23 protein-coding genes are annotated in these 23,920 nt (G+C 68.3%); 21 read left to right on the top strand and 2 right to left on the bottom strand.

All coding sequences use genetic code 11. The features are described from left to right. Nucleotides 1-11 precede the first annotated feature (11 nt). The 16 genes from tsf (at nucleotide 12) to dnaE (ending at nucleotide 18,198) form a co-directional block, all read left to right on the top strand. The gene (tsf, locus tag UUA_RS13595; RefSeq protein WP_008437841.1) at nucleotides 12-893 is read left to right on the top strand and encodes a translation elongation factor Ts; all 882 of its coding nucleotides are present in this window, start codon (nucleotides 12-14) and stop codon (nucleotides 891-893) included. A 215-nt stretch (nucleotides 894-1,108) separates the two neighbouring features. Further along, on the top strand, nucleotides 1,109-1,831 hold the full coding sequence (pyrH, locus tag UUA_RS13600; RefSeq protein ID WP_008437842.1) for a UMP kinase: 723 nt from the start codon (nucleotides 1,109-1,111) through the stop codon (nucleotides 1,829-1,831). Between the two features lie 72 nt (nucleotides 1,832-1,903). Next, nucleotides 1,904-2,461: a ribosome recycling factor gene (gene frr, locus UUA_RS13605; protein ID WP_008437844.1), complete on the top strand. Its 558-nt coding sequence runs from the start codon at nucleotides 1,904-1,906 to the stop codon at nucleotides 2,459-2,461. Nucleotides 2,462-2,486: 25 nt separating this feature from the next. Next, a complete protein-coding gene (gene uppS, locus UUA_RS13610; RefSeq protein WP_008437846.1) occupies nucleotides 2,487-3,227 on the top strand; it encodes a polyprenyl diphosphate synthase in 741 nt (246 codons plus the stop codon). Nucleotides 3,228-3,237: 10 nt separating this feature from the next. After that, on the top strand, nucleotides 3,238-4,062 hold the full coding sequence (locus tag UUA_RS13615) for a phosphatidate cytidylyltransferase (protein ID WP_008437847.1): 825 nt from the start codon (nucleotides 3,238-3,240) through the stop codon (nucleotides 4,060-4,062). After that, nucleotides 4,059-5,234, top strand: coding sequence for a 1-deoxy-D-xylulose-5-phosphate reductoisomerase (locus UUA_RS13620; protein WP_008437848.1), 1,176 nt, complete (start codon nucleotides 4,059-4,061; stop codon nucleotides 5,232-5,234). The genes UUA_RS13615 and UUA_RS13620 overlap by 4 nt, the downstream gene beginning before the upstream one ends. Nucleotides 5,235-5,270: 36 nt before the next feature. Next, a complete protein-coding gene (gene rseP, locus UUA_RS13625; RefSeq protein WP_008437849.1) occupies nucleotides 5,271-6,617 on the top strand; it encodes an RIP metalloprotease RseP in 1,347 nt (448 codons plus the stop codon). Nucleotides 6,618-6,808: 191 nt separating this feature from the next. Continuing rightward, a complete protein-coding gene (gene bamA, locus UUA_RS13630; RefSeq protein ID WP_008437850.1) occupies nucleotides 6,809-9,229 on the top strand; it encodes an outer membrane protein assembly factor BamA in 2,421 nt (806 codons plus the stop codon). A 118-nt stretch (nucleotides 9,230-9,347) separates the two neighbouring features. Continuing rightward, nucleotides 9,348-10,376: a UDP-3-O-(3-hydroxymyristoyl)glucosamine N-acyltransferase gene (gene lpxD / locus UUA_RS13635; protein WP_008437852.1), complete on the top strand. Its 1,029-nt coding sequence runs from the start codon at nucleotides 9,348-9,350 to the stop codon at nucleotides 10,374-10,376. Next, nucleotides 10,369-10,842, top strand: a complete 474-nt coding sequence (gene fabZ, locus UUA_RS13640; protein WP_008437854.1) for a 3-hydroxyacyl-ACP dehydratase FabZ — start codon at nucleotides 10,369-10,371, stop codon at nucleotides 10,840-10,842. The genes lpxD and fabZ overlap by 8 nt, the downstream gene beginning before the upstream one ends. Further along, nucleotides 10,839-11,612 carry an acyl-ACP--UDP-N-acetylglucosamine O-acyltransferase gene (lpxA, locus tag UUA_RS13645; protein WP_039954091.1) on the top strand — a complete coding sequence of 258 codons (774 nt, stop codon included), beginning with the start codon at nucleotides 10,839-10,841 and terminating at the stop codon, nucleotides 11,610-11,612. Before fabZ ends, lpxA begins: the two co-directional genes overlap by 4 nt. 51 nt (nucleotides 11,613-11,663) lie before the next feature. Next, nucleotides 11,664-12,878, top strand: a complete 1,215-nt coding sequence (gene lpxB / locus UUA_RS13650) for a lipid-A-disaccharide synthase (RefSeq protein WP_008437857.1) — start codon at nucleotides 11,664-11,666, stop codon at nucleotides 12,876-12,878. Further along, nucleotides 12,871-13,524 carry a ribonuclease HII gene (gene rnhB, locus UUA_RS13655; protein WP_008437858.1) on the top strand — a complete coding sequence of 218 codons (654 nt, stop codon included), beginning with the start codon at nucleotides 12,871-12,873 and terminating at the stop codon, nucleotides 13,522-13,524. The genes lpxB and rnhB overlap by 8 nt, the downstream gene beginning before the upstream one ends. Nucleotides 13,525-13,736: 212 nt before the next feature. After that, the gene (locus tag UUA_RS13660) at nucleotides 13,737-13,940 is read left to right on the top strand and encodes a hypothetical protein (protein WP_008437860.1); all 204 of its coding nucleotides are present in this window, start codon (nucleotides 13,737-13,739) and stop codon (nucleotides 13,938-13,940) included. A gap of 67 nt (nucleotides 13,941-14,007) precedes the next feature. Next, nucleotides 14,008-14,547, top strand: coding sequence for a TlpA family protein disulfide reductase (locus UUA_RS13665; RefSeq protein WP_008437862.1), 540 nt, complete (start codon nucleotides 14,008-14,010; stop codon nucleotides 14,545-14,547). A gap of 111 nt (nucleotides 14,548-14,658) precedes the next feature. Beyond that, nucleotides 14,659-18,198, top strand: coding sequence for a DNA polymerase III subunit alpha (gene dnaE / locus UUA_RS13670; RefSeq protein ID WP_008437864.1), 3,540 nt, complete (start codon nucleotides 14,659-14,661; stop codon nucleotides 18,196-18,198). 125 nt (nucleotides 18,199-18,323) lie between these two features. On the opposite strand, the gene UUA_RS13675 is transcribed toward dnaE, so the two are convergent. Continuing rightward, complete coding sequence (locus UUA_RS13675; RefSeq protein WP_008437865.1) at nucleotides 18,324-18,698, bottom strand: YajD family HNH nuclease; 375 nt, start codon at nucleotides 18,696-18,698, stop codon at nucleotides 18,324-18,326. Between the two features lie 158 nt (nucleotides 18,699-18,856). Here UUA_RS13675 and UUA_RS13680 point away from each other — a divergent pair, with 158 nt between their 5' ends. The 5 genes from UUA_RS13680 to UUA_RS13700 all read left to right on the top strand — a co-directional run bounded on the left by UUA_RS13680 (nucleotide 18,857) and on the right by UUA_RS13700 (nucleotide 23,212). Further along, nucleotides 18,857-19,813: an acetyl-CoA carboxylase carboxyltransferase subunit alpha gene (locus UUA_RS13680; protein ID WP_008437866.1), complete on the top strand. Its 957-nt coding sequence runs from the start codon at nucleotides 18,857-18,859 to the stop codon at nucleotides 19,811-19,813. A gap of 147 nt (nucleotides 19,814-19,960) precedes the next feature. After that, nucleotides 19,961-20,695 carry an NYN domain-containing protein gene (locus UUA_RS13685; RefSeq protein WP_008437867.1) on the top strand — a complete coding sequence of 245 codons (735 nt, stop codon included), beginning with the start codon at nucleotides 19,961-19,963 and terminating at the stop codon, nucleotides 20,693-20,695. Then, nucleotides 20,692-21,996: a tRNA lysidine(34) synthetase TilS gene (gene tilS / locus UUA_RS13690; protein ID WP_008437869.1), complete on the top strand. Its 1,305-nt coding sequence runs from the start codon at nucleotides 20,692-20,694 to the stop codon at nucleotides 21,994-21,996. The genes UUA_RS13685 and tilS overlap by 4 nt, the downstream gene beginning before the upstream one ends. Nucleotides 21,997-22,071: 75 nt before the next feature. Beyond that, entirely contained in the window at nucleotides 22,072-22,329 is a 258-nt protein-coding gene (locus UUA_RS13695) for an exodeoxyribonuclease VII small subunit (RefSeq protein WP_039954092.1), read from the top strand. Beyond that, nucleotides 22,313-23,212 carry a polyprenyl synthetase family protein gene (locus tag UUA_RS13700; RefSeq protein WP_008437873.1) on the top strand — a complete coding sequence of 300 codons (900 nt, stop codon included), beginning with the start codon at nucleotides 22,313-22,315 and terminating at the stop codon, nucleotides 23,210-23,212. The genes UUA_RS13695 and UUA_RS13700 overlap by 17 nt, the downstream gene beginning before the upstream one ends. A 65-nt stretch (nucleotides 23,213-23,277) precedes the next feature. Here UUA_RS13700 and UUA_RS13705 read toward each other — a convergent pair whose 3' ends face one another. Further along, nucleotides 23,278-23,679 (bottom strand): DUF4870 domain-containing protein, encoded by a 402-nt coding sequence (locus UUA_RS13705; protein ID WP_039954094.1) that lies wholly within the window; start codon nucleotides 23,677-23,679, stop codon nucleotides 23,278-23,280. Between the last annotated feature and the right edge of the window lie 241 nt (nucleotides 23,680-23,920).

Genomic DNA, 23,920 nt, shown 5'->3' on the forward strand with positions numbered 1-23,920 from the left:
GAGGACTACCGATGAGCAATGTTTCCGCACAACTGGTCAAGGAGCTGCGCGAGCGGTCCGGCGCCGGCATGATGGAATGCAAGAAGGCGCTGGTCGAAAACAACGGCGACATCGAAGTCGCGATGGAATGGCTGCGCAAGTCCGGCCTGGCCAAGGCCGACAAGAAGGCCAGCCGCGTCGCCGCCGAAGGCCGCATCGTGGCCGCCCAGGCTTCGGGCAAGGCCGTGCTGGTCGAGATCAACTGCGAGACCGACTTCGTCGCCAAGGACGCCAGCTTCCTGAAGTTCACCGACACCGTCGCCGACGTCGCGCTGAACTCCGGCGCCGCCGACATCGACGCGCTGAAGGCTGCCGCCTATCCGGGCGCCGCCAACGTGGAGGAAGCCGCCAAGGCGCTGGTCGCCACCATCGGCGAGAAGATCGACGTGCGCCGCCTGGCCCGCGTCGAGACCGACGGCCTGATCGGCAGCTACATCCACGGCGGCCGCATCGGCGTGCTGGTGGCGCTCAAGGGCGGCTCCGAGGAGCTGGCCAAGGGCATCGCGATGCACGTCGCCGCGATGAACCCCGCCTACGTCCGCGCCGAGGACGTGCCGGCCGACTTCCTGGCCAAGGAGAAGGAAATCGCACTGGCCGCCATGTCGGACAAGGAAAAGAACAAGCCCGCCGACATCCTGGAGAAGATCGTCTCCGGCAAGGTCCACAAGATCGTCGCCGAGGTCACCCTGCTCGGCCAGCCCTACGTGCTGGACACCAACGTCACGGTGGCCGAGGCGCTGAAGAAGGAAGGCGCCGACGTGGCTTCGGTGGCCCGCCTGGCCGTCGGCGAAGGCATCGAGAAGGTGGAAGAGGATTTCGCCGCCGAAGTGATGAAGCAGGCTGGCCTGAGGTAACCGTCGTCCCTGACGGGAAAACCGGCCATCCATGGCTGGACTTTCAGAAAGGGCAGCGCTTCGAACAAGGGCCGCGGGAAACCGCGGCCCTTGCTTTTGCGCTCCACGCCGAGCCGCCGGCCTTACTGCGCGTGAACCGCGGGGGCGCGGATGCGTCTCGGGCTGCCTGCGCGCCGCTATAATGCGGCGGTTTACCCACACAATCCGGAGACCCCATGAGCGACCAGCCCAAGTACCACCGCATCCTGCTCAAGCTCTCCGGTGAAGCGCTGATGGGCGACGCCGACTACGGCATCGATCCGAAGGTGATCGGCCGGCTCGCCGACGAGATCATCGAGGTGCAGCGCATCGGCGTGCAGATCGGCATCGTGATCGGCGGCGGCAACATTTTTCGGGGCGCCGGGCTCGCCGCCGCCGGCATGGACCGGGTCACCGGCGACCACATGGGCATGCTGGCCACCGTGATGAACGCGCTGGCGATGGCCGACGCGATCGAGAAGCGCGGCGGCTACGCGCGCGTGATGAGCGCGATCCAGATCCACGACGTGGCCGAGGATTACATCCGCCGCCGCGCGATCCGCCACATCGAAAAGGGTCGCATCGTGCTGTTCGCCGCCGGCACCGGCAACCCATTCTTCACCACCGATTCCGCCGCCGCGCTGCGCGCGGTGGAGGTCGGCGCCGACCTGCTGCTGAAGGCCACCAAGGTGGACGGCGTGTACACCGCCGACCCGGCCCGCCATGCCGACGCCACCCGCTACGAGCAGCTGACCTATGGCGACGTGATCCAGCGCAATCTGCAGGTGATGGACACCGCCGCCATCGCGCTGTGCCGCGACCATGGCATGCCGCTGCGCATCTACGACATGACCGTGCCGGGCAGCCTGATGCGGATCATGCGCGGCGAGTCGATCGGCACCCTGGTCGACGGCGGCTAACCGCGCCGCAGCAAGCCACACCCGTCGCCACTGCTATAATTGAACGTTGCCAGATCGCCCGGGAAGCGCCACATGCTCAACGACATCAAGAACGATGCCCAGACCCGCATGGGCAAGAGCATCGAATCACTCAAGCACGATCTCACCCGCATCCGCACCGGCCGTGCCAGCACGGCGCTGGTGGACGGCATCAAGGTGCCCTATTACGGCGCCGACATGCCGCTGCCGCAGGTCGCCTCGGTCACCCTGTCCGACGCGCGCACGATCATCATCACGCCGTGGGAAAAGACCATGGTGGCGCCGATCGAGAAGGCGCTGATGGCCTCCGACCTCGGCATCACGCCGACCACCGCCGGCACGGTGATCCGCCTGAACATGCCTGCGCTCACCGAGGAGCGCCGCAGGGAGCTGGCCAAGCACGTGGCCCACGAGGGCGAGAACGCCAAGATCGCCATCCGCAACGTGCGCCGCGACGCCCTGCAGCAGGTCAAGGATCTGCTCAAGGACAAGCAGATCACCGAGGACGACGATCGCCGCGTCGACGACGAGATCCAGAAACTCACCGATCGCGCGGTGAAGGACGTCGACGTCGTGGTCAAGGCGAAGGAAGAGGAGCTGATGGCGCTTTGACCACGCCATCGCCCGTTCCCATTTCATGACCCAGGCCAAGGCACCCCCGGTCCCACGCCATATCGCCATCGTGATGGATGGCAACGGCCGCTGGGCCAAGGCCCGCCATCGTCCGCGCAGCTTCGGCCACAACGCCGGTCGCAAGGCCGTGCGCGAGGCGATCGAGGCGTGCCTGCGCGAGGGCGTGCAGGCGCTGACGCTGTTCGCCTTCTCCAGCGAGAACTGGCAGCGCCCGCAGGATGAGGTCGGCGCGCTGATGGGACTGTTCGTGCGCGCGCTGGACAAGGAAGTGGACGAACTGCATGGCCACGGCGTGCGCCTGCGCTTCATCGGCGACCTGACAGCCTTCGACGATGCCTTGCGCGAGCGCATGCAGGCCGCGATGGACCGCACCGCCGGCAACGAGCGGCTGCAGGTGAACATTGCGGTGAGCTACGGCGGCCGCTGGGACATCGTGCAGGCCAGTCGTCAGGCCGCCGCCGCGGTGGCGCGCGGCGAGCTTCGCGTGGAGCAGATCGACGAGGCAACGCTGGGCCAGTGGATGTGCCTGGCGGAACTGCCGCCGCTGGACCTGTTCATCCGCACCGGCGGGGAATGCCGCATCAGCAACTTCCTGCTGTGGCAGGCCGCCTACGCCGAACTGTACTTTACCGACACCTTGTGGCCCGATTTCGACCAGGCCTGCCTGCGTCGGGCCATCGAGGACTATGCCCGCCGGGAGCGCCGCTACGGTCGCACCGGCGAGCAGGTCGCCACCGCTTCGTAAGAGGATCTGCATGCTGCTTCAGCGCATTCTCACCGCCCTGGTGCTCGCGCCGTTGGCGATCCTGATCATCCTGCTGCCGCCGACCGGCGTCTTCGCGGGCATCGTCGCGCTGGCCTTTCTGGCGGCATGGTGGGAGTGGGCGCAACTGAGCGGCCTGCAGAGCCACGCGTGGCGCACCGTCCTGCTGGCCGTGGCGGCCGCCGTCTTCGTCCTGCTGTGGCGCGGCCACGCCACAGCGCTGAGCCCACTGCTGCTCGCCGCCGGCGTCGCCTGGTGGCTGCTGGCCTGCCTGTGGCTGCGCCACTTCGCGTTCGCCGCGGCGCCCACCCGCGAGAACCGCCGCCTGAAACTGCTCGCCGGCGCGCTGGTGATCTTTCCGACCTGGGTCGCCCTGGTCAGCATCCACACCCGCGCGCCGCACGGTCACTGGTGGACCCTGCTGGCGCTGCTGATCGTGTGGGCATCCGACATCGGCGCCTACTTCAGCGGCCGCACCTTCGGCCGGCGCAAGCTGGCCCCGCAGATCAGCCCCGGCAAGACCTGGGCCGGCGTCTACGGCGCGATGGTGGCAGGGGTGCTGGTGGCCGAGGTCGGCGGCTGGCTGCTTGGCGTGCGCGGCACCGCGCTGCTGGCGCTGGCGCTGCTGGCCGCGCTGACGGTGGCGGCGTCGATCGTCGGCGACCTGATCGAGAGCCTGATGAAGCGACACGCGCAGGTGAAGGATTCGGGCACCCTGTTCCCCGGCCACGGCGGCCTGCTGGACCGCCTGGACAGCGTGTTCGCCGCGCTGCCGGTGTTCGCTGCCGGCCTGGCGCTGCTGGAGCTCGGCCTGTGAAGAACGTCGCCGTCCTCGGCGCTACCGGTTCGATCGGCGGCAGCACGCTCGACGTCATCGCGCGCCATCCCGATCGTTTCCGCGCCAGCGTGCTGACCGCCCATTGCAAGGTCGAAGCGCTCGTGGCGTTGTGTGTGCAGCACCGGCCGGATCTGGCGGTGATCGCCGATCCCTCGCTGGAAGCCGAGCTGGCACGCCGGCTGGCCGCCGCCGGCGTGCGCTGCGAAGTGGCCAGCGGCCATGCCGCGCTGGCGGCCGCTGCCGCCGGCGCACTGTGCGACACCGTGGTCGCCGCGATCGTCGGCGCCGCCGGGCTGGAATCCACCCTGGCCGCCGCGCGCGCCGGCAAGCACCTGCTGCTGGCGAACAAGGAATCCATCGTGATGGCCGGCCCGCTGCTGCTGCAGGCGGTCAGCGCCGGCGGCGGCGCGCTGGTGCCGGTCGACTCCGAACACAACGCGATCTTCCAGTGCCTGCCGGGCGGGCGCCCCGAGCTGCGCCGCAGCGGCGTGCGCCGACTGATCCTGACCGCCTCCGGCGGCCCGTTCCGCGGCCGCACGCGGGTGCAACTGGCCGACATCACGCCGGACCAGGCCTGCAAGCATCCGAACTGGGTGATGGGGCGCAAGATCTCGGTCGACTCGGCCACGCTGATGAACAAGGGCCTGGAGGTGATCGAGGCGCACCATTTGTTCGGCGCGCCGGCCGAGGCGATCGACGTGGTGGTGCATCCGCAGAGCCTGGTGCATTCGATGGTGGAATACATCGACGGTTCGGTGCTCGCCCAGCTCGGCAACCCGGACATGCGCACCGCGATCGCCCATGCACTGGCCTGGCCGGAGCGGGTCGAGTCCGGCGTGTCGTCGCTGGACCTGGCCGCCTGCGCCCCGCTGGAATTCGAGCCGCCGGACCTGGCCACATTTCGCTGCCTGGCGCTGGCGTTCCAGGCGTTGCGTGCCGGCGGCGACAGCCCCGCCGTGCTGAACGCCGCCAACGAAGTGGCGGTGGAGGCCTTCCTGGCCGGCGCGCTGCCATTCCTGGCGATCGCCGACGTGGTCGAGGCCGTGCTGACGGAACTGCCGGCGCAAGCCGTGGTCGATGTTGAAACCCTGAGTGAACGCGACCGTATGGCGCGGGAGGCGGCCCGCCGCGTTCTGCGCAATGCTTGCTGATATTCTTGCTTTGATGACTTTTCGCCACGGTATTCGATGACTGCCTTCTTCGGCTCGGTGTTCTGGTTGCTGGTCACGCTCGGCGTGCTGGTGACCTTCCACGAATTCGGCCACTACTGGGTCGCGCGCCGCTGTGGGGTGAAGGTGCTGCGCTTCTCGGTCGGTTTCGGCAACGCGATCTGGAAGCGCAGCGGCCGCGACGGCACCGAGTACCAGATCGCCGCGATCCCGCTGGGCGGCTACGTGAAGATGCTCGACGCGCGCGAAGGCGAGGTCGATCCCGCGCTGCGCGGGCAGGAGTTCACCGGCAAGCCGGTATGGCAGCGCATCGCCATCGTCGCCGCCGGACCAGGCTTCAACCTGATCTTCACCATCGCCGCGTTCTGGCTGATGTTCATGCTGGGCCGCCCGGACGTGGCCCCGGTGGTGACCGCCACGCCGCAGAGCATCGCCGCCAGCGCCGGCATCCAGCCGGGCGATCGCCTGCTCAGCATCGACGGCCGCGACGTCTCCACCTGGACCGACTCGATGGACGCGCTGGCCAACGCCCTGCTCGGGCGCGCGCCGCTGCCGCTCACCGTGCGCGGCGCCGACGGCCACCAGCGCGAACTGGTGTTGCCGCTGGACGAACTGCCGCCGGGGCAGGACGTGGGCCAGTACCTGGGCAAGCTCGGCCTGAAGCTGGCGCCGCCGCCGGCGGTGGCCGCCACCGTGATGGCCGGCCAGCCGGCCGCGTTGGCCGGCATGCGCGGCGGCGACCGCATCGTCAGCGTCAACGGGCAGCCGGTGGACGACTTCGCCGCGTTCGGCAAGCTGGTGCAGACCGCAGCGGCCAAGTCGCCGAGGCTGGCGATCGGCATCGAGCGCCACGGGCAGCCGCTGCGGCTTGACATCACCGCCAAGTGGGAGTCGCTCGAAGGCCAGTCGCCGAAGTGGGTGCTGGGCGTCGGCGCGCCACCGATCGAAGCGGCCACCGTGAGCTACGGCCCGCTGAAGGCAATGACCGCCTCGCTCGCTACCACCTGGCGCAACACCACGCAGACCTTCAGCATGCTCGGCAAGATGCTGACCGGCGAGGCCTCGACGCGCAACCTGTCCGGCGTGATCGGCATTGCCGAGGTGGCCAATGCGTCGGCCGGCATGGGCCTGCCATGGTTCCTGCAGTTCCTCGCACTGGTGTCGCTGAGCCTGGCGATCCTCAACCTGCTGCCGATCCCGGTCCTGGATGGCGGGCACCTGCTGTATTATCTCGTGGAATTGATCAAGGGCAGCCCGGTCAGCGAACAGGCGATGATGGTGGGCCAGTACATCGGCCTGGCGTTGCTGTTCACCCTGATGGGGCTGGCGTTCTACAACGATATCCACCGCATGCTGCTGTCGTGATGCCGAGGGTCGGCGAACACAGCATGACGGCGATACGCAGGTTCGCGGCAGCACGGCGCGGCGATGCGTCCGCCAAAGCACCGCCGCGGTGGCATGCGGATCCACCTTCGAGGCAGGGCCTGGCCCTGCCTCATGCATTGATCGGGGCGGCCGTGCCGGCTGCTCCATCGGAATAACCAACGGAATCGACGATGAAGCGTATCGCCGCGCTGATCCTGCTTGCCTCCCTCTCCGCCAATGCGTTCGCGTTCGACCCGTTCGTGGTGTCGGACATCCGCATCGACGGCCTCAGCCGGATCTCGGCCGGTACCGTGTACAACTACCTGCCTATCAACAAGGGCGACCAGCTGACCAACGACGGCGCCCAGCGCGCCATCCGCGCGCTGTATCGCACCAAGTTCTTCAGCGACGTGGAGTTCGAGCGCGAAGGCAGCATCCTGGTGATCAAGGTGGTCGAGCGGCCGTCGATCGCCAAGCTGACCCTGCGCGGCAACAAGGACATCAAGACCGACGACCTGAAGAAGGGCCTGAAGGAGATCGGCCTCACCGAAGGCGAGACCTTCGACCGCCTGGCGCTGGACAACGTGCAGCAGGAACTGATCCGGCAGTACTACAACCGCGGCAAGTACAACGTCTCGGTCGACCCGCACGTGACCCGGCTGGACCGCAACCGCGTCGCCGTCGAGATCGAGATCCGCGAGGGCAAGGCGGCCAAGATCAAGGAGCTGAACATCCTCGGCACCCATGCGTTCACAAACAAGCAGATCCGCGAGGGTTTCGAGTCGGACACCACCAACTGGATGTCGTGGTATTCGAAGGACGACCAGTATTCGCGCGAAAAGCTTTCCGGCGACCTGGAGAAGTTGCAGTCCTACTACATGGACCGCGGCTACGCCGACTTCGGCGTCGACTCCACTCAGGTGGCGATCGCGCCGGACAAGCGCGCGATGTACATCGACGCCAGCATCAAGGAAGGCGAGATCTACAAGGTCGCCGACGTCAAGCTGCTCGGCGACTTGATCCTGCCGGAGGCGACCATGCGCCAGCTGGTCTTCATCAAGTCGGGCGAGACCTTCAACCGCGCCGCGGTCGAAGCCAGCACCAAGGCGATCAAGGCGATCCTGGCCAACATCGGCTACGCCTACGCCAAGGTCACCCCGATCCCGAAGCTGGACAAGGAAAAGCGCACGGTCGACCTGACCCTGTACGTCGAACCCGGCCAACGCGTGTACGTGCGTCGGGTGGTGTTCCAGGGCAACACGCGCACCGAGGACGACGTACTGCGCCGCGAGATGCGCCAGCTTGAGGGCTCCTGGTATTCGCAGGCAGCGATCGACCGCTCCAAGGTCCGCCTGCAGCGGCTGGGTTACTTCAAGAAGGTCGACATCGACCAGAAGATGGTGCCGGGCACGCAGGACAAGGTGGACGTCACGGTCAAGGTCGAGGAGCAGTCCGCCGGCAGCATGCAGTTCGGCATCGGCTACTCGCAGTATTCCGGCATCATCCTGAATGCCTCGGTGTCGCAGAACAACCTGTTCGGCACCGGCGACAGCTTCTCGATCAGCGGCGAGCGCAGCACCTACTACGACCGGCTCGGTCTCAACTACTACAACCCGTACCTGACCGACAGTGGCATCGGCATCGGCTACAGCGCCTCGTACTCGAAGACCGACTACGGCAACACCGATTTCGCCAACTACGCCACCAGCGCAAAGAGCTTCTCCACCTACCTCGGCATCCCGATCAGCGAAACCGACGGCTTGCGCGTGGGCCTGGGCGTCAGCAGCGACAAGGTCAACCTGTACCAGGGCTACAGCCCGGAGGTGCTGCTCGACTACCAGAACCAGATCGGCAACAAGACCATCCACACCTGGACCGGCACGCTGGGCTGGAACCACGACACCCGCAACGGCTACTGGGCACCGACCCGCGGCGGCCTGATCTCCGCCTCGACCGACGTCGCCCTGCCCGGCTCGACTGTGCAGTACTGGAAGCTCAATACCGAGATCAACCACTACTGGCCGATCGGCAAGGGCTTCGTGCTGTACCTCGATGGCCAGGTCGGTTACGGCAAGACCTACGGCGGCAACGGCATCAGCGACGATGCCCTCGCAGCGCTGAAGAGCGCCAGCCTGGCGCAGAACCCCAACCATGTCCTCACCGACATGCGCCAGGACCTGCCGTTCTGGCAGAACTACTACGCCGGCGGCGTGCGCGACGTGCGCGGCTACCAGGACAACACGCTGGGGCCACGGGTCTGCATCGATGGCAGCGCTCCGGACGCCAACGGCTTGTGCAACAGCGGCGCCTACTACGCGCAGCCGATCGGCGGCGCGTTCAAGGTGCTCGGCACCGCGCAGGTGTTCCTGCCGCTGCCGTTCCTGAAGGACGTCAACACTGCGCGCGTGTCCTGGTTCATGGATGTCGGCAATGTCTACAAGGACTACAAGAGCTTCGACGCCAGCGAGCTGCGCGCCTCCACCGGCCTGTCGCTGCAATGGCAGGCGCCGATCGGCCCGCTGATCATCAGCTTCGCCATGCCGCTGCGCTCGAAGGCCGCCGATCGCCACTACGAGGAGCGCATCCAGTTCACTTTCGGCAGCCAGTTCTGAGCTGACCCGGCCAGGGGCCGAACGAAAGCGCGGCCACGCCGCGCTTTCGTTTGCCGCCGCGGCGCACTGCAGCCGGGGACGCCACCCCCTACAATGGCCGCAGGTTCCGGAGCCACCCATGAGCGCAATCAACTACACGGTGACCGAGCTGGCCGAGCGGTTCGGCCTCGGTCTCAGCGGCGACGGCGCACGGCTCATCGACGGCGTCGGCACTCTGGCCGGCGCCGGCCCCGGTCAGCTGAGCTTCCTCTCCAACAGCAAGTACGCGGCCCAGCTGGCCGCCACGCGCGCCGGCGTGGTGGTGCTGCGCGAAGAGAACCTTGCCGACTGTCCCACCACGGCGCTGCTTGCGCGCGACCCGTACGTTGCCTACGCGAAGATCGCCGCACTGTTCGAACGGCTGCCGGCCGCACCGGCGGGCATCCATCCCAGCGCCGTGGTCGCCGCCGGCGCGCAGGTCAGCGCCAGCGCCAGCATCGGCCCGGGCTGCGTGATCGCGGACGGCGTGGTGATCGGCGACGGCGCCGTGCTCGGCCCGCACTGCATCGTCGGCGAGGACTGCACGGTGGGTGCGCAATCGCGACTGGTGGCGCGGGTCACCCTGGTGACCCGGGTCACGCTTGGCCAGCGCGTGCTGGTGCATCCCGGTGCGGTGATCGGCTCGGATGGCTTCGGGCTGGCCTTCGACACTGACCACTGGATCAAGCTGCCGCAGCTTGGCGGCGTGCGCATCGGCGACGACTGCGAGATCGGCGCCAACACCACGATCGACCGCGGCGCGCTGGACGACACCGTGCTGGAGGAGGACGTGCGCCTCGACAACCAGATCCAGATCGCCCACAACGTGCATGTCGGCGCGCACACCGCGATGGCCGGCTGCGCCGCCGTCGCCGGCAGCGCGAAGATCGGCCGCTGGTGCCAGATCGGCGGCAACGCCGGCGTGCTCGGCCATCTCGAGCTGGCCGACCGGGTTACCATTACCGCCAAGAGCCTGGTCACGCACTCGATCCGCGAGCCTGGCGAATATTCGTCCGGCGTGCCGCTGCAGGACAACCGCCAGTGGCGGAAGAACGCGGCGCGCTTCAAGCACCTGGACGAGTACGCGCGCCGAGTGTCGGCGCTGGAGAAGGACAGCAACAATGAGTGAGCAAGGCGACTTCATGACATTGCCGATCAACGTGGAGCAGATCCAGGAACTGCTGCCGCATCGCTACCCGTTCCTGCTGGTGGACCGCGTGGTCGAGATCGTGCCCGACGTCAGCGTGGTCGCACTGAAGAACGTGACCATCAACGAGCCGTTCTTCCAGGGCCACTTCCCCGGCCACCCGGTGATGCCCGGCGTGCTGATCATCGAGGCGATGGCGCAGTCCGCCGGCCTGCTGACCCAGCTGAGCCGGCACTTCAAGGGCGACAAGGGCAGCCCGCTGTTCTACCTGGTCAAGGTGGACAACGCGCGCTTCAGCGCGCCGGTGGTGCCCGGCGACCAGTTGCGCTTCGAGGTCCACCAGAAGCGCCTGATGCGCGGCATGGGCCTGTTCGCCGCGCGCAGCCTGGTCGACGGCAAGGAAGTGGCCAGCTGCGAACTGATGTGCGCCGCGAGGGCCGGGAAATGATCCATCCCACTGCGTCGGTCGACTCCTCCGCCGTCATCGGCAGCAACGTCAGCATCGGCGCCTACAGCGTGATCGGCGCCGAAGTCGAGATCGGCGACGGCACGGTGGTCGGCCCGCATGTGGTGATCGAGGGCCCCACCCGGATCGGCCGCGACAACCGCATCACCCAGTTCGCCTCGCTCGGCGGCGCGCCGCAGGACAAGAAGTGGCAGGGCGAGCGCACCGAGCTGGTGATCGGCGACCGCAACCTGATCCGCGAATTCGCCACCCTCAACCGCGGCACCGGCCACGGCGGCGGCGTCACCCGCATCGGCGACGACAACTGGGTGCTCGCCTACGTGCACATCGCGCATGACTGCCAGATCGGCAACAACGTGGTGTTCTCCAACTATTCCGCCCTGGCCGGGCACGTCACCATCGGCGACTGGACCATCCTGTCCGGCTATTCCGGCGTGCACCAGTTCTGCAAGGTCGGCGCGCACGCCTTCATCGGCATGGGCTGCCTGGTCGGCCACGACGTGCCGCCGTTCGTGACGATGGCGAACGAGCAGCAGGGCCGTCCGCGCGGCATCAACAGCGAGGGCCTGAAGCGCCGCGGCTTCGACGCCACCCGCATCGCGGCGATCAAACGCGCCTACCGCACGCTGTACATGGCCGGTCTGTCGCTGCCCGAGGCACGCGAGAAGCTGGCCGAGCAGGCGCGCGCGAGCGACGACGTGCGGGCGATGCTGGATTTCCTCGACCAGAGCGAGCGGGCGCTCGCCCGATAAGCGTTTCGCTTATCGGGCAATCAGGCACGCGCTCTGGCTTATGCTTCCGGCATGACTGACCACCCGCACCCCGCATCCCCGCTGATCGCCATCCTCGCCGGCGAAGACTCCGGCGACCAGCTCGGCGCCGACCTGATCGCGGCGCTGCGCCAGCGCTACCCGCAGGCGCGTTTCGTCGGCATCGGCGGCGCCCGCATGCAGCGCGAGGGCTTCGACTCCTGGTACGACATCCGCGAGCTGTCGCTGTTCGGCTTCAGCGAGGTGATCCGCCACCTGCCCCGCCTGCTGCGGCTGCGCAGGGCGCTGGTCGCACGACTGCTCAAGGAGCGGCCGGCCGTGGTGGTCGGTATCGACGCGCCGGACTTCAACCTCGGCGTGGAACAGCGCCTGAAGCAGGCCGGCCTGCTCACCGTGCATTACGTCAGTCCGTCGGTCTGGGCCTGGCGCGAGCAGCGCGCGGAGAAGATCGGCCGCAGCGCCAGCCGTGTGCTGTGCCTGTTTCCGATGGAACCGCCGATCTATGCGAAGCACGGCGTCGATGCGCGCTTCGTCGGCCATCCGCTGGCCGATCGTTTCGCGCTGGTCTCCGACCGCGTCGGCGCGCGCGACACCCTGCAGCTGCCGCAGCAGGCGCCGGTGCTGGCGGTGTTGCCCGGCAGCCGGCTGTCCGAGGTCGATCGACTGGGCGGGGTCTTCATCGACGCGGCGCAGCGGGTGGCCGCCGCGTTGCCCGGGCTGCGCGTGGTGATCCCGGCCGCCAACCCGCAGGTGCGCGCCCGTCTCGGCAAACTGCTCGCCGACGGGCCGCACGACGAAAGCGCGCCGCTGCTGCTGGATGGCCACGCGCACGAGGCGATGCTGGCCGCCGACGTGGTGCTGCTGGCTTCCGGCACTGCCACGCTGGAGGCGATGCTGGCCAAGCGGCCGATGGTGGTGGGCTACCGTGTGGCGCCACTGAGTTACCGCATCGCCCGCGCGCTGAAAATGCTGAAGACCGACGTCTACGCGCTGCCGAACATCCTGGCCCGCGCCTGCGGCCTCGGCGACGCGCTGCTGGTGCCCGAGCTGATGCAGGACGACTGCACCGCCGACCGGCTGGCCGCCGCCACGCTCGACCTGTTCAGGGACAGCGAGCGGCGCGGCATGATCGTGGCCGCGTTCGAGCAGTTGCACCAGGCCCTGCGCGGCGGCCTGCAGGGCCACGCGGGGGAGCGCGCGGCGGCAGCGATCGCCGAGCTGATCGACGCGGAGCGTCGCGATGGATGAGCAGCCTGCCCGCGTCCTCTGGCCCGAACCACCAGCCCGGGGCGGGCGGCGGACGGACGCGGGAAGCATCCTCGTCGCCGGCGTCGACGAAGCCGGCCGTGGCCCGCTGGCTGGCCCGCTGGCGGTGGCCGCGGTGATCCTCGACGCTGCCCGCCCGGTCATCGGGCTGAACGATTCCAAGCAGCTCAGCGAAGCGAAACGCGAAGCGCTGTATCCGCTGATCATCGAGCGTGCGCTGGCGTATTGCATCGTGCTGATCGAGCGCGAGGAGATCGACCGCATCAACATCTTCCAGGCCACCATGGCCGGCATGAGCCGCGCGCTGACTGGCCTGATGCCAGTGGCCCACGAGGCGCTGATCGACGGCAACCAGCTGCCGAAGGACCTGCCCTGCCCGGCCCGCGCGATCGTCGGCGGCGATGCGCTGGAACCGGCGATCAGCGCGGCCTCGATCCTGGCCAAGGTCAGCCGCGACCGCGTGATGGTGGCGCTCGATGGCGAGTACCCCGGCTACGGCTTCGCCGCGCACAAGGGCTATTCCACCCCGGCGCATCTGGCCGCACTGCAGCGGCTCGGACCGTGCGCGCAGCACCGCCGCAGCTTTGCGCCGGTACGCCTGCTGCTGGACCAGGGACAACTGTTCTGATCGCCGCGCCGTCGGCTGATCGTGCGCCCACGAAAGGGGCCGCCATAGGCCATCGGTCTATGCAACTTTCTTCCGATCGGGCGCATCATTCGCATCAGGGAGCGCCACCCGCACGGACGCGTCCGCAGCAGCGGCGCCGTCCAGCCCAGGTCGACCCGGCCACTGCTGCTACAGGTGCCTCGACGCACCATGCAGATCGCAGGAGTCGTGCCATGATGCATCCGTCCATCCGTCCATCCGCTCCACCAGTGCCGGCCAGCATGGCCGTGCCCGAGTCGCTCCAGGCCGCAGCCGACGACGTCGACGAGACGCCGCCGCTGCACGCCGACTACAACCTCCGCCGGCTGGTGGTGGACAGTCTGGAGCACTACCTGTTGCCCGCCGGCGAGGATGGCGAACGCTTCCGCGTCCGCTGAGGTGCGCTGCTTCCCCTACCCCGGGCATGCCGCTACGCTGGCGGCATACCACAGGGAGAGGGAAGACATGCGTCGCCTCGGCATCGCACTGTTCGGACTGCTGTTCTGCCTGGCCGCGCATGCCGGCGTGCAACCGGGAGATGCGCCGCCAGACGCGCTGGGCACGACCCAGGACGGCAAGACGGTGAGCGTCTCGTCGCTGCACGGCAAGGTGGTGGTGGTCAGCTTTTGGGCCACCTGGTGCGGCTACTGCATGAAGGAACTGCCGATACTGGCGGGTCTGCAGACGCTGGCCACCGAGCGTGGCCTGCCCCTACAGGTGGTCACCATCAATCACGAAGAAGACCGGCAGACCTACGTGCGGACCGTTCGTGCCCTGCGCCCGCGCCTGCCCGGCTTGCTGATGACCTGGGACCGCGACGGCACCCTCGGCAAACCGTACGGCACCGACAAGGGCATTCCGGTCATGGTGATGCTGCATCGCGACGGCACCGTGGCCCATGTGCACGTGGGCTATGGCGAAGACATGCTGGACAGCCTGGTCGCCGAGATCAACGCACTGCTGGCCGAGCCGGCACCGCCGGCGGTGGCCGTCGCGTCGGGTTGAGCGGCAAGCTGCGGCGAGGCGCCGCCGCGCTTCGCGCAAACCGCACGGAAGTCAATCTTGCCGCTGGGCAAGGTGCCGGGTAGCCTGCGGAGACTCACCGCGCAAAAACGCATGACCGTCCGCTATACCCACCTGCACCTGCACAGCGAATACTCGCTGGTCGACTCGACCATCCGCATCAAGGCGCTGGTCGCCGCCTGCGTGCGCGACGGCATCCCCGCGGTGGCGCTGACCGACGACAGCAACATGTTCGCGCTGGTGAAGTTCTACAAGGCCTGCAGCGCCGCCGGCATCAAGCCGATCGGCGGCTGCGACCTGTGGATCAGCCCAGCGGACGACCCCCGCCCATGGCGGCTCACCCTGCTGTGCCAGCACCGCGAGGGCTATCTCAATTTGTCGCGGCTGGTCTCGCGCGCGTGGCAGGAAGGCCAGCACGGCGGCCGTGCGCTGGTCGAGGCCGGCTGGCTCAACGCCGGCGCCAGCAGCGGGCTGATTGCCTTGCTCGGCCGCGAAAGCGAAGTCGGCCGCATCGCGCTGAACCAGGGCGTCGAGGCGGCGCTGGCCAGGCTGCGCCCGCTGGCGCGGCTGTTCCCCGAGCGGCTGTACCTGGAGCTGACCCGCTGCGGCCGCGAGGGCGAGGAAAACTGGAACACCGCCGCGCTGGCGCTGGCTGCCGAACTCGGCCTGCCGGTGCTGGCCAGCAACGACGTGCGCTTCCTCACCCAGGACGACTTCGGCGCGCACGAGGCGCGCGTGTGCATCCAGCAGGGCCGCGTGCTGGCCGACCCCAAGCGCCCTCGCGACTACAGCAACCAGCAATACCTGAAGACGCCCGACGAGATGGCGGCGCTGTTCGCGGACATCCCCGAGGCGCTGGAAAACACCGTCGAACTGGCGAAACGCTGCACCCTGGAACTGAAGTTCGGCAAGTACTACCTGCCCGATTTCCCGGTGCCCGCGGGCCACGACCTCGACAGCCACATCCGCGGACTGGCACGGCAAGGCCTGAAGGAGCGCCTGGCCAACGCGCCGCTGGCCGCCGACCACACGCTGGCCGACTACGAAGCGCGGCTGGAGCGCGAGCTGGACGTCATCGTCAAGATGGGCTTTCCGGGCTACTTCCTGATCGTGGCGGACTTTATCAACTGGGGCAAACAGAACGGCATCCCGGTCGGCCCCGGCCGCGGTTCCGGCGCCGGCTCGCTGGTGGCCTGGGCGCTGAAGATCACCGACCTGGACCCGCTGCAGTTCAACCTGCTGTTCGAGCGCTTCCTCAACCCCGAACGCGTGTCGATGCCCGACTTCGATATCGACTTCTGCATGGACCGCCGCGACGAGGTGATCGACTACGTCGCGCGCAAGTACGGCCGCGACCGCGTCAGCCAGATCATCACCTACGGCTCGATGGCGGCCAAGGCGGTGCTGCGCGATTCCGGCCGCGTGCTCGGCATGGGTTACGGCCAGGTCGACAAGCTGGCGAAGATGGTGCCGCCGCGGCCGCTCGACCTTACCTTGTCCGACGCGCTGGGCCGCTCGGAGAAGTCGAAGAAGGAACCCGATCGCGTCGTCAGGGAATTCTGCGAAGCGTACGAGCAGGACGAGGACGCCCACGCGCTGATCGACCTGGCGCTCAAGCTCGAAAACCTCACCCGCAACGCCGGCAAGCACGCCGGCGGCGTGGTGATCGCGCCGACCCCGCTGACCGACTTCGCCCCGCTGTACTGCGAAGCCGGCGGCGGCGGCGTGGTGACCCAGTACGACAAGGACGACGTGGAAGCGGTCGGCCTGGTCAAGTTCGACTTCCTCGGCCTGCGCACGCTGACCATCATCGACTGGGCGGTCAAGGCGATCAACGCACGCCGCGCAAAAACCGGCGAAGCGCCGCTGGACATCTCGACGCTGCCGCTGGACGACCCGGCGCCGTACGAATTGCTGAAGAAGGCGCAGACCGTCGCCGTGTTCCAGCTCGAATCCTCCGGCATGCAGCGCATGCTGAAGGACGCCAAGCCTGACCGCTTCGAGGACATCATCGCGCTGGTGGCGCTGTACCGCCCCGGCCCAATGGACCTGATCCCCAGCTTCGTCGCGCGCAAGCACGGCCGCGAGGAGGTGGAATACCCCGACCCGCGCGTCGAGCCGATCCTGAAAGAGACCTACGGCATCATGGTCTACCAGGAGCAGGTGATGCAGATGGCGCAGATCGTGGGCGGCTACTCGCTCGGCGGCGCCGACCTGCTGCGCCGCGCGATGGGCAAGAAGAAACTCGAGGAGATGGCCAAGGAACGCGCCAAGTTCCGCGAGGGCGCGGCGAAGGACGGGCTCTCCGGCGAGAAGGCCGACGCGATCTTCGACCTGATGGAGAAGTTCGCCGGCTACGGCTTCAACAAGTCGCACGCGGCCGCCTATGCGCTGGTGAGTTACCAGACCGCCTGGCTGAAGGCGCACTACCCGGCCGAGTTCATGGCCGCCACGATCTCCTCGGACATGGACAACACCGACAAGGTGGTGACCTTCCTCGACGAGTCGCGCGCGATCGGCATCGCCGTGCAGCCGCCGGACGTCAACGCGTCCGAGTACATGTTCGTGGCAGTGGAACCGAAGGTCATCCAGTACGGCCTCGGCGCGATCAAGGGCGTCGGCCAGGGCGCGTGCGAGGCGATCGTGGCCGAGCGCACGCGCGGCCGTTACACCGATCTGGCCGATTTCTGCCGCCGCGTGGACCCCACCAAGCTCAACCGCCGCGTGCTGGAAGCGCTGGTCCTGTCTGGCGCGCTGGATGCGCTCGCCGCCAACCGCGCCAGCCTGATGCTGCAGCTGCCCGACGCGATCAAGGCCGCCGAGCAGCACCTGCGCGACCGCCAGTCCGGCCAGAACGACATGTTCGGCGCGGCCATGGGCAACGCTACCCCGGTGCTGAAGATCGAGCTGCCCACCGTGCCGGAATGGCCGCTGGAGCAGAAGCTGCAGGGCGAGCGCGACACCCTGGGCCATTACCTGTCCGGCCATCCCACCGATCCGTGGAAGGAAGAGCTGGCGCAGCTCTCTACCTGCCCGCTCGGCGAGATCGCCGACCGCTACCAGCCGCCGAAGCCACGCAAGAACGACGACGGCGACAATAACCGTTTCCGCCGTGGCCCCGATACGCCGTGGACCGTCGCCGGCATGGTCACTGCCGTACGCAAACGCGGCGACAGCGACGCCTTCGTGCGGCTGGAGGACGGCAGCGGCATCATCGAGGTGAGCTTCTTCGGCGAGCTGTACCAGCAGATCGCGCCGCTGCTGACCCGCGACGAGATGCTGGTGGTGGACGGCGGCCTGCGCATCGACGAGTTCTCCGGCGGCGGCTTCCAGCTGCGCGCGCGCAGCGCCTGCTCGCTGGCCGACGCCTGCCGCCGCCACGCGCGATTGCTGCAGCTGAAGTTGAACGGCATCGGCCCGGGTTTCGTCGAACAATTGCAGCACGCACTGGCCGGCTACCGCGGCGGCCGCACCAGCGTGACCCTGCATGGCTACCGCAACCGCCACGCCCAGGCCGACTTCGAGCTGGGCGAGGCCTGGCGGGTGGACGCCATCCCCGACCTGCTGCGCGCCGTGCGCGCCCTGCCCGGCGTGAAGGCCGCGCGCCTGCGCATCGTCAAGCAGCAGGATTGAGCCGCTCGACTCCTTCCCCCGCGCAGCGGCCTCGTAGGGCGGGCATTGCCCACCGGTTTTTGCTGCGAGGTGATGCAAGAGCGGCGGGCACTGCCCGCCCTACGAGGCCAGCCGTGGCAACCGGCTCACTTCCTGCCCCGCTCCAACATCGCCTTCAGGTCGGCGAAGGGGTTGCCGGTCGCCGGCGGCGCATCATCCACCGCCACCACCCCGCCGCGCACATGGTCGATGTACCGCGCGTGCTCGTTGTCGTGGCAATACACGCACAGCAACTCCCAGTTGCTGCCGTCCGGCGGGTTGAAATCGTGGTCGTGGTTGCGATGGTGCACGGTCAGTTCCTGCAGGTTCGCGCGGGTGAACTCGCGCGCGCAGCGGCCGCACACCCACGGGTACATCTTCAACGCACGCTCGCGGTAGCCCAGCTCGCGCTGTTCGGCGGTGCGTCGCGCCTCGGCCACGATGCGGTCGAGTTTCGCGTTGTCGATGGGCTTGCTGGGCATGGCGACGATCCGGCAGCGATGTCTGATGGGCGGACGATAGCGCAACCGCCGGCCCGCGGCAGGCAGCTGTCGACTCCGTCACGGCCCATACGGCGGCGTTCTCGCGGTTTCCAGCGGAACGGTATACTGGGCCGCTTCCGTGCCATGAAAAGCAACGAATGAACCCCAACTTCCTCGATTTCGAACAACCGATTGCCGAACTGGACGCGAAGATCGAAGAGCTTCGCCATGCCAGCAGCGGCCAGGCGTTCAACATCGACGAGGAGGTCGGCCGCCTGCGCGAGAAGCTGAAGGTCAAGACTGCGGAGATCTTCCGCAACCTCAACTCGTGGCAGACCACCCAGCTCTCGCGCCACCCGGCGCGGCCGTACACGCTCGACTACATCGGCGTGATCTGCGAGGAGTTCCACGAGCTGGCCGGCGACCGCATGTACGCGGACGACGCCGCCATCGTCGGCGGCCTGGGTCGCATCAACGGCCGGCCGGTAATGATCATCGGCCACCAGAAAGGGCGCAACACCAAGGACAAGGTGCGCCGCAACTTCGGCATGCCGCGTCCCGAGGGCTACCGCAAGGCGCTGCGCCTGATGAAGATGGCCGAGCGCTTCGGCCTGCCGCTGCTGACCCTGATCGATACCCCCGGCGCCTACCCCGGCGTGGGTGCCGAAGAGCGCGGCCAGAGCGAGGCGATCGCGCGCAACCTGCTGGAGATGGCCGAACTGAAGGTACCGATCGTGTGCACGGTGATCGGCGAGGGCGGCTCCGGCGGCGCGCTGGCCATCGGCGTGGGCGACCGCACCAATATGCTGCAGTACTCGACCTACTCGGTGATCTCGCCCGAAGGCTGCGCCTCGATCCTGTGGAAGAGCGCCGACAAGGTGAAGGACGCCGCCGAGGCGCTGGGAATGACCGCGCCGCGCCTGCTGGAACTGGGCCTGGTCGACAAGCTGGTGCGCGAGCCGCTCGGGGGCGCCCACCGTAACCCGCGCTCGATGGCGATCCGCCTGAAGGCGGTGCTGCTGAACCAGCTCGACGAACTGCAGGCCATGCCGGTAACCGACCTGCTCGAACAGCGCTACAAGCGCCTGCGCAGTTACGGGGCTTATCAGGAATAACGTGCCGCCGCCGCAGGAGGCCGCTCGCGCGCGATGCTTTCCGAATCCCGGCCTTCAAAGCATCGCTCGCAAGCGGGCTTCTACGGCAACAACAGGTGCGCGGCCAGGCGTTACCATCCGTCCATCCCTTCCGACGGATATCGCGCCATGGCCCACGACAAGCTCGCCGTACTGATCGACGCCGACAACGCCCGCCCAGCGATCGTTGAGGGCCTGCTCGCCGAGGTAGCCAAGTACGGCACAGCGCACGTCAAGCGCATCTATGGCGATTGGACCAAACCCGACCTCAACGGGTGGAAGGAAGTGCTGCTGCGCCACTCGATCCAGCCGATCCAGCAATTCCGCTACACCGTCGGCAAGAACGCCACCGACTCGGCAATGATCATCGACGCGATGGACCTGCTCTACGCCGGGCGCTTCGACGGCTTCTGCATCGTCTCCAGCGACAGCGACTTCACCCGGCTCGCCTCACGCATCCGCGAATCGGGCCAGACCGTGTACGGCTTCGGCGAGAAGAAGACGCCCGAACCGTTCCGCACCGCCTGCGACAAGTTCATCTACACCGAGGTGCTGGCCGGCACCGCCGAGGCGGAGACCGCGGCGGCGCCGAAACCGCGCTCGGCGAAGGAACTGCGCGGCGACACGCGCCTGATGAACCTGCTGCGCGGCGCGCTGGAGGCAGCGTCGGACGACACCGGCTGGGCCAGCCTCGGCACCATCGGCAACATCATCAGCAAGCAGTCGCCCGACTTCGACTCGCGCAATTATGGCTACGCCAAGCTCAGCGGCCTGATCAAGGGCATCGGCTTGTTCGAGACCGAGGAACGCCAGATCGGCAATGGCAAGCATCTCTACGTCCGGCCGCGCGACAGCAAGAAGTGAGCAACCCGCTGCAAGCGCATCTGCGGGCCTCCCTCGCGGCCATGCCGCCGGCCGCGCTGTGCGTTGCCTTCAGCGGCGGCCCGGATTCCACCGCCCTGCTGCACGCGCTGACGCAATTACCCGAAGCGCGCAGGCGCGGCCTGCGCGCGTTGCACGTCGACCACGGCCTGCACCCCGACAGCGCCGCCTGGGCGGAGCATTGCCGGCACTTCTGCGCTGCGCTGGGGTTGCCGTGCGAAGTGTTGCGCGTGCAGGTCGAACGAGGCGCCGGCATCGGCCTGGAAGCGGCCGCGCGCCATGCGCGCCACGCCGCACTGGCCGCGCAGCTGCGCGACGACGAATACCTGCTGCTCGGCCACCACCGCGACGACCAGGTCGAGACCGTACTGCTGAAGCTGCTGCGCGGCGCCGGCCCGGAAGGGCTCGGCGGCATGCGTACGCTGCGCCCGTTCGGCCGCAGCCAGCTGTGGCGGCCGCTGCTGACGTTGTCGCGGCAGCAGCTGCGCGACTACGTCGAGGCGCAACGGCTGGATGTCATCGACGACCCCTCCAACGCCGATACCTCGCTGGCGCGCAACCGTCTGCGCCACGAGATCCTGCCGCGGCTGGCGCGAGGCTGGCCACAGGCGGCGGATTCGATCCTGCACAGCGCCGCGCTCTGCCGCGCTGCTGCCGATGCGCTGCGCCTGCAATGGCTGGCCGCGTTCGACGCCCTGCACGACCCGGCCAGTCGCAGCCTCGATGCCGCCGGCTGGCTGGCGCTGCTGCCGGCGCTGCGCGAGCCGCTGCTCGATCACTGGCTGCACCGGCAAGGCCTGCCCGCACCCAGCACCGCCCAGCGCCGGCAGATCGAGCGCCAGTGCGGCGCGCGTGCTGGCCAGTTGCCATGCATCCGCTGGGCCGATGCCGAACTGCATATCTGGAAGGGCCGGCTGTGGGCCTTGCCGCCGCCGGCAGGCGCCATCGACGCCGGCTGGCAGGCGCCCTGGCGCGGCGAACCGCTGGCGCTGCCCGATGGCGGCGAGCTCGCGCTGACACGCGAAGGCGGCCGCCTCGCCGAACCGCTGCAGGTGCGCCTGCGCCGCGGCGGCGAACGCATCAAGCCCGCGGGCGACGCGCATACGCGCGAGCTGCGCGACCTGTTCCAGCAGTCACAGCTGCCGCCGTGGCAGCGCCACGCCTGCCCGCTGTTGTACGCCGGCGACGAACTGGTCGCGGTGGCCGACCGCTGGGCCAGCGCGCGGGGCGCGGCGATTTTCCGCCTGGCCGGCGCGCTGCCGCGCTGGCGCGCGGGGCGCTGATCCAGGTCACGCCCACCGCATTCCGCGGCCCGCGCAGATTGATTCCGGACGGCCGCTGCGCTAGCGTTGCCGGCCATGGCCAAGACCCTTTCCGCCCCCGGCAAGACCCCACCCGTCGCCGATTTCGAACACTCCCTCGACGAGCTGGAACAACTGGTCGCGAGGATGGAAACCGGCGAAATGAGCCTGGACGAATCGCTGGCCTCGTTCGAGCGCGGCATCGGCCTGTTCCGCCATTGCCAGCAGTCGCTGGAGCAGGCCGAACTGCGCGTGCGCCTGCTGCTCGACCCCGAAGCCCCCGACAGCGCCGAACCGTTTGAACCCGAACTCTGAGCTTGGTCCCGCGCTGCAGTCGCTGATCGAGCGCGCCGAACAGGCACTCGATCGCCATCTGCCGCCAGCCGGGCAATCCCCCACCGAACTGCATCGCGCGATGCGCTACGCTGTGCTCGGCGGCGGCAAGCGGCTGCGCCCGCTGCTGGTCTACGCCACCGCGCACGCCCTGGGCGAAGACGGGCCGCAACTGGATGCCGCCGCCTGCGCGGTGGAGCTGATCCACGCCTATTCGCTGGTGCACGACGACCTGCCGGCGATGGACGACGATGCACTGCGCCGCGGCCGCCCGACCTGCCATGTCGTGTTCGGCGAGGCGATGGCGATCCTCGCCGGCGACGCGCTGCAGGCGCTGGCATTCGGCATCCTCGCCGAGGATGCTGCGCGACGCACCGACGCCGCCACCGGCATCGCCATGCTGCGCGCGCTGGGCCATGCCTGCGGCGCCGAGGGCATGGCCGGCGGCCAGGCACTGGACCTGGCGGCGGTCGGTCAGACGCTCACCCTGGGCGAACTGGAGCACATGCACGCCTGCAAGACCGGCGCGCTGATTCGCGCCTCGGTGCAACTGGGCGCACTCGCCGCCGGTACCGACGAAGGCACGCTGCAGGCGCTGGATCGCTACGCCCACGCGGTCGGCCTGGCCTTCCAGGTGCGCGACGACATCCTCGACGTGGAAGGCGAATCGGCGGTGATCGGCAAGACCGCCGGCAAGGACGCCGCCGCCGCCAAGCCCACCTTCCCCTCGATCATCGGCCTCGACGCCTCGCGCGCCCGGCTGGCCGAACTCACCGACACCGCGCTGGCCGCGTTCGCGCCGTTGGGCGATCGCGCGGTGCTGCTGGAAGAACTGGCGCGATACGCTGCCCACCGCCGCTACTGAACGCAACGCACGCCATGAAAAAGGGCGGCTTGTGCCGCCCTCGTCTCATGCATCGCTCGCCTGCTTCAGTTGACCAGTCGCAGCGTGAACGGGTAGCGATAGGTGGTGCCCTCGTTCGCCTTGATCGTGGCGATGATCACGAACACCACCCAGCCGACCGCCAGCACCGCCAGCAGCAGGAAGCCGATCAGGATGAAACATAGGATCCAGCTCACGATGGCGGCAATGCCCACCGTGATGTTGAAGTTCAGCGCCTCCTTGCCCTGGTCGTTGACGAACGGCATGGTGTCCTTCTTGATCAGCCAGATCACCAGCGGGCCAATGATGCTGCCTAATGGAATGATCACGCCGACCAGCGCGGACAAGTGCGCGAACATCGCCCACTGACGCTCTTCGGCGGAAGGAGCCCCGGCCATCGGCGGCTCGCTCGGCGGGGGCGGGATGACGGATTCGGGTGGAACGCTCATGCGCATCTCCTTCTACGTCGAAGCTCACCGGCCGCTTGCCGGTCGGGTGGATGCTAGCAAGCCTCGCGCGGCTTTGCCGCATGAATCTGCGAACCGCCAGCGGCGGAGTGCGCACCTGTGCGCGATGCTCTTGCTTTGTTCAGAACGAAAGGCATTGGAAGCAAGAGCTTTCGACTGCCTGCGGCAGCCGAGTTACTTTTCTCTTGCGTGGCCAAGAGAAAAGTAACCCAAAGAGAAGGCC

Origin of the sequence: Rhodanobacter thiooxydans LCS2 (assembly GCF_000264375.1) — a bacterium.
In the GTDB taxonomy this organism is placed as follows: Bacteria; Pseudomonadota; Gammaproteobacteria; order Xanthomonadales; family Rhodanobacteraceae; genus Rhodanobacter; species Rhodanobacter thiooxydans.

Coding starts and splice junctions, on each gene's coding strand:
- rseP (WP_008437849.1), top strand. CDS start 5,271: ATGACTGCCTTCTTCGGCTCGGTGTTCTGGTTGCTGGTCACGCTCGGC.
- fabZ (WP_008437854.1), top strand. CDS start 10,369: ATGAGTGAGCAAGGCGACTTCATGACATTGCCGATCAACGTGGAGCAG.
- UUA_RS13665 (WP_008437862.1), top strand. CDS start 14,008: ATGCGTCGCCTCGGCATCGCACTGTTCGGACTGCTGTTCTGCCTGGCC.
- UUA_RS13660 (WP_008437860.1), top strand. CDS start 13,737: ATGATGCATCCGTCCATCCGTCCATCCGCTCCACCAGTGCCGGCCAGC.
- UUA_RS13675 (WP_008437865.1), bottom strand. CDS start 18,698: ATGCCCAGCAAGCCCATCGACAACGCGAAACTCGACCGCATCGTGGCC.
- UUA_RS13680 (WP_008437866.1), top strand. CDS start 18,857: ATGAACCCCAACTTCCTCGATTTCGAACAACCGATTGCCGAACTGGAC.
- tsf (WP_008437841.1), top strand. CDS start 12: ATGAGCAATGTTTCCGCACAACTGGTCAAGGAGCTGCGCGAGCGGTCC.
- lpxB (WP_008437857.1), top strand. CDS start 11,664: ATGACTGACCACCCGCACCCCGCATCCCCGCTGATCGCCATCCTCGCC.
- UUA_RS13695 (WP_039954092.1), top strand. CDS start 22,072: ATGGCCAAGACCCTTTCCGCCCCCGGCAAGACCCCACCCGTCGCCGAT.
- dnaE (WP_008437864.1), top strand. CDS start 14,659: ATGACCGTCCGCTATACCCACCTGCACCTGCACAGCGAATACTCGCTG.
- uppS (WP_008437846.1), top strand. CDS start 2,487: ATGACCCAGGCCAAGGCACCCCCGGTCCCACGCCATATCGCCATCGTG.
- UUA_RS13615 (WP_008437847.1), top strand. CDS start 3,238: ATGCTGCTTCAGCGCATTCTCACCGCCCTGGTGCTCGCGCCGTTGGCG.
- bamA (WP_008437850.1), top strand. CDS start 6,809: ATGAAGCGTATCGCCGCGCTGATCCTGCTTGCCTCCCTCTCCGCCAAT.
- lpxA (WP_039954091.1), top strand. CDS start 10,839: ATGATCCATCCCACTGCGTCGGTCGACTCCTCCGCCGTCATCGGCAGC.
- rnhB (WP_008437858.1), top strand. CDS start 12,871: ATGGATGAGCAGCCTGCCCGCGTCCTCTGGCCCGAACCACCAGCCCGG.
- UUA_RS13705 (WP_039954094.1), bottom strand. CDS start 23,679: ATGAGCGTTCCACCCGAATCCGTCATCCCGCCCCCGCCGAGCGAGCCG.
- UUA_RS13685 (WP_008437867.1), top strand. CDS start 19,961: ATGGCCCACGACAAGCTCGCCGTACTGATCGACGCCGACAACGCCCGC.
- lpxD (WP_008437852.1), top strand. CDS start 9,348: ATGAGCGCAATCAACTACACGGTGACCGAGCTGGCCGAGCGGTTCGGC.
- pyrH (WP_008437842.1), top strand. CDS start 1,109: ATGAGCGACCAGCCCAAGTACCACCGCATCCTGCTCAAGCTCTCCGGT.
- frr (WP_008437844.1), top strand. CDS start 1,904: ATGCTCAACGACATCAAGAACGATGCCCAGACCCGCATGGGCAAGAGC.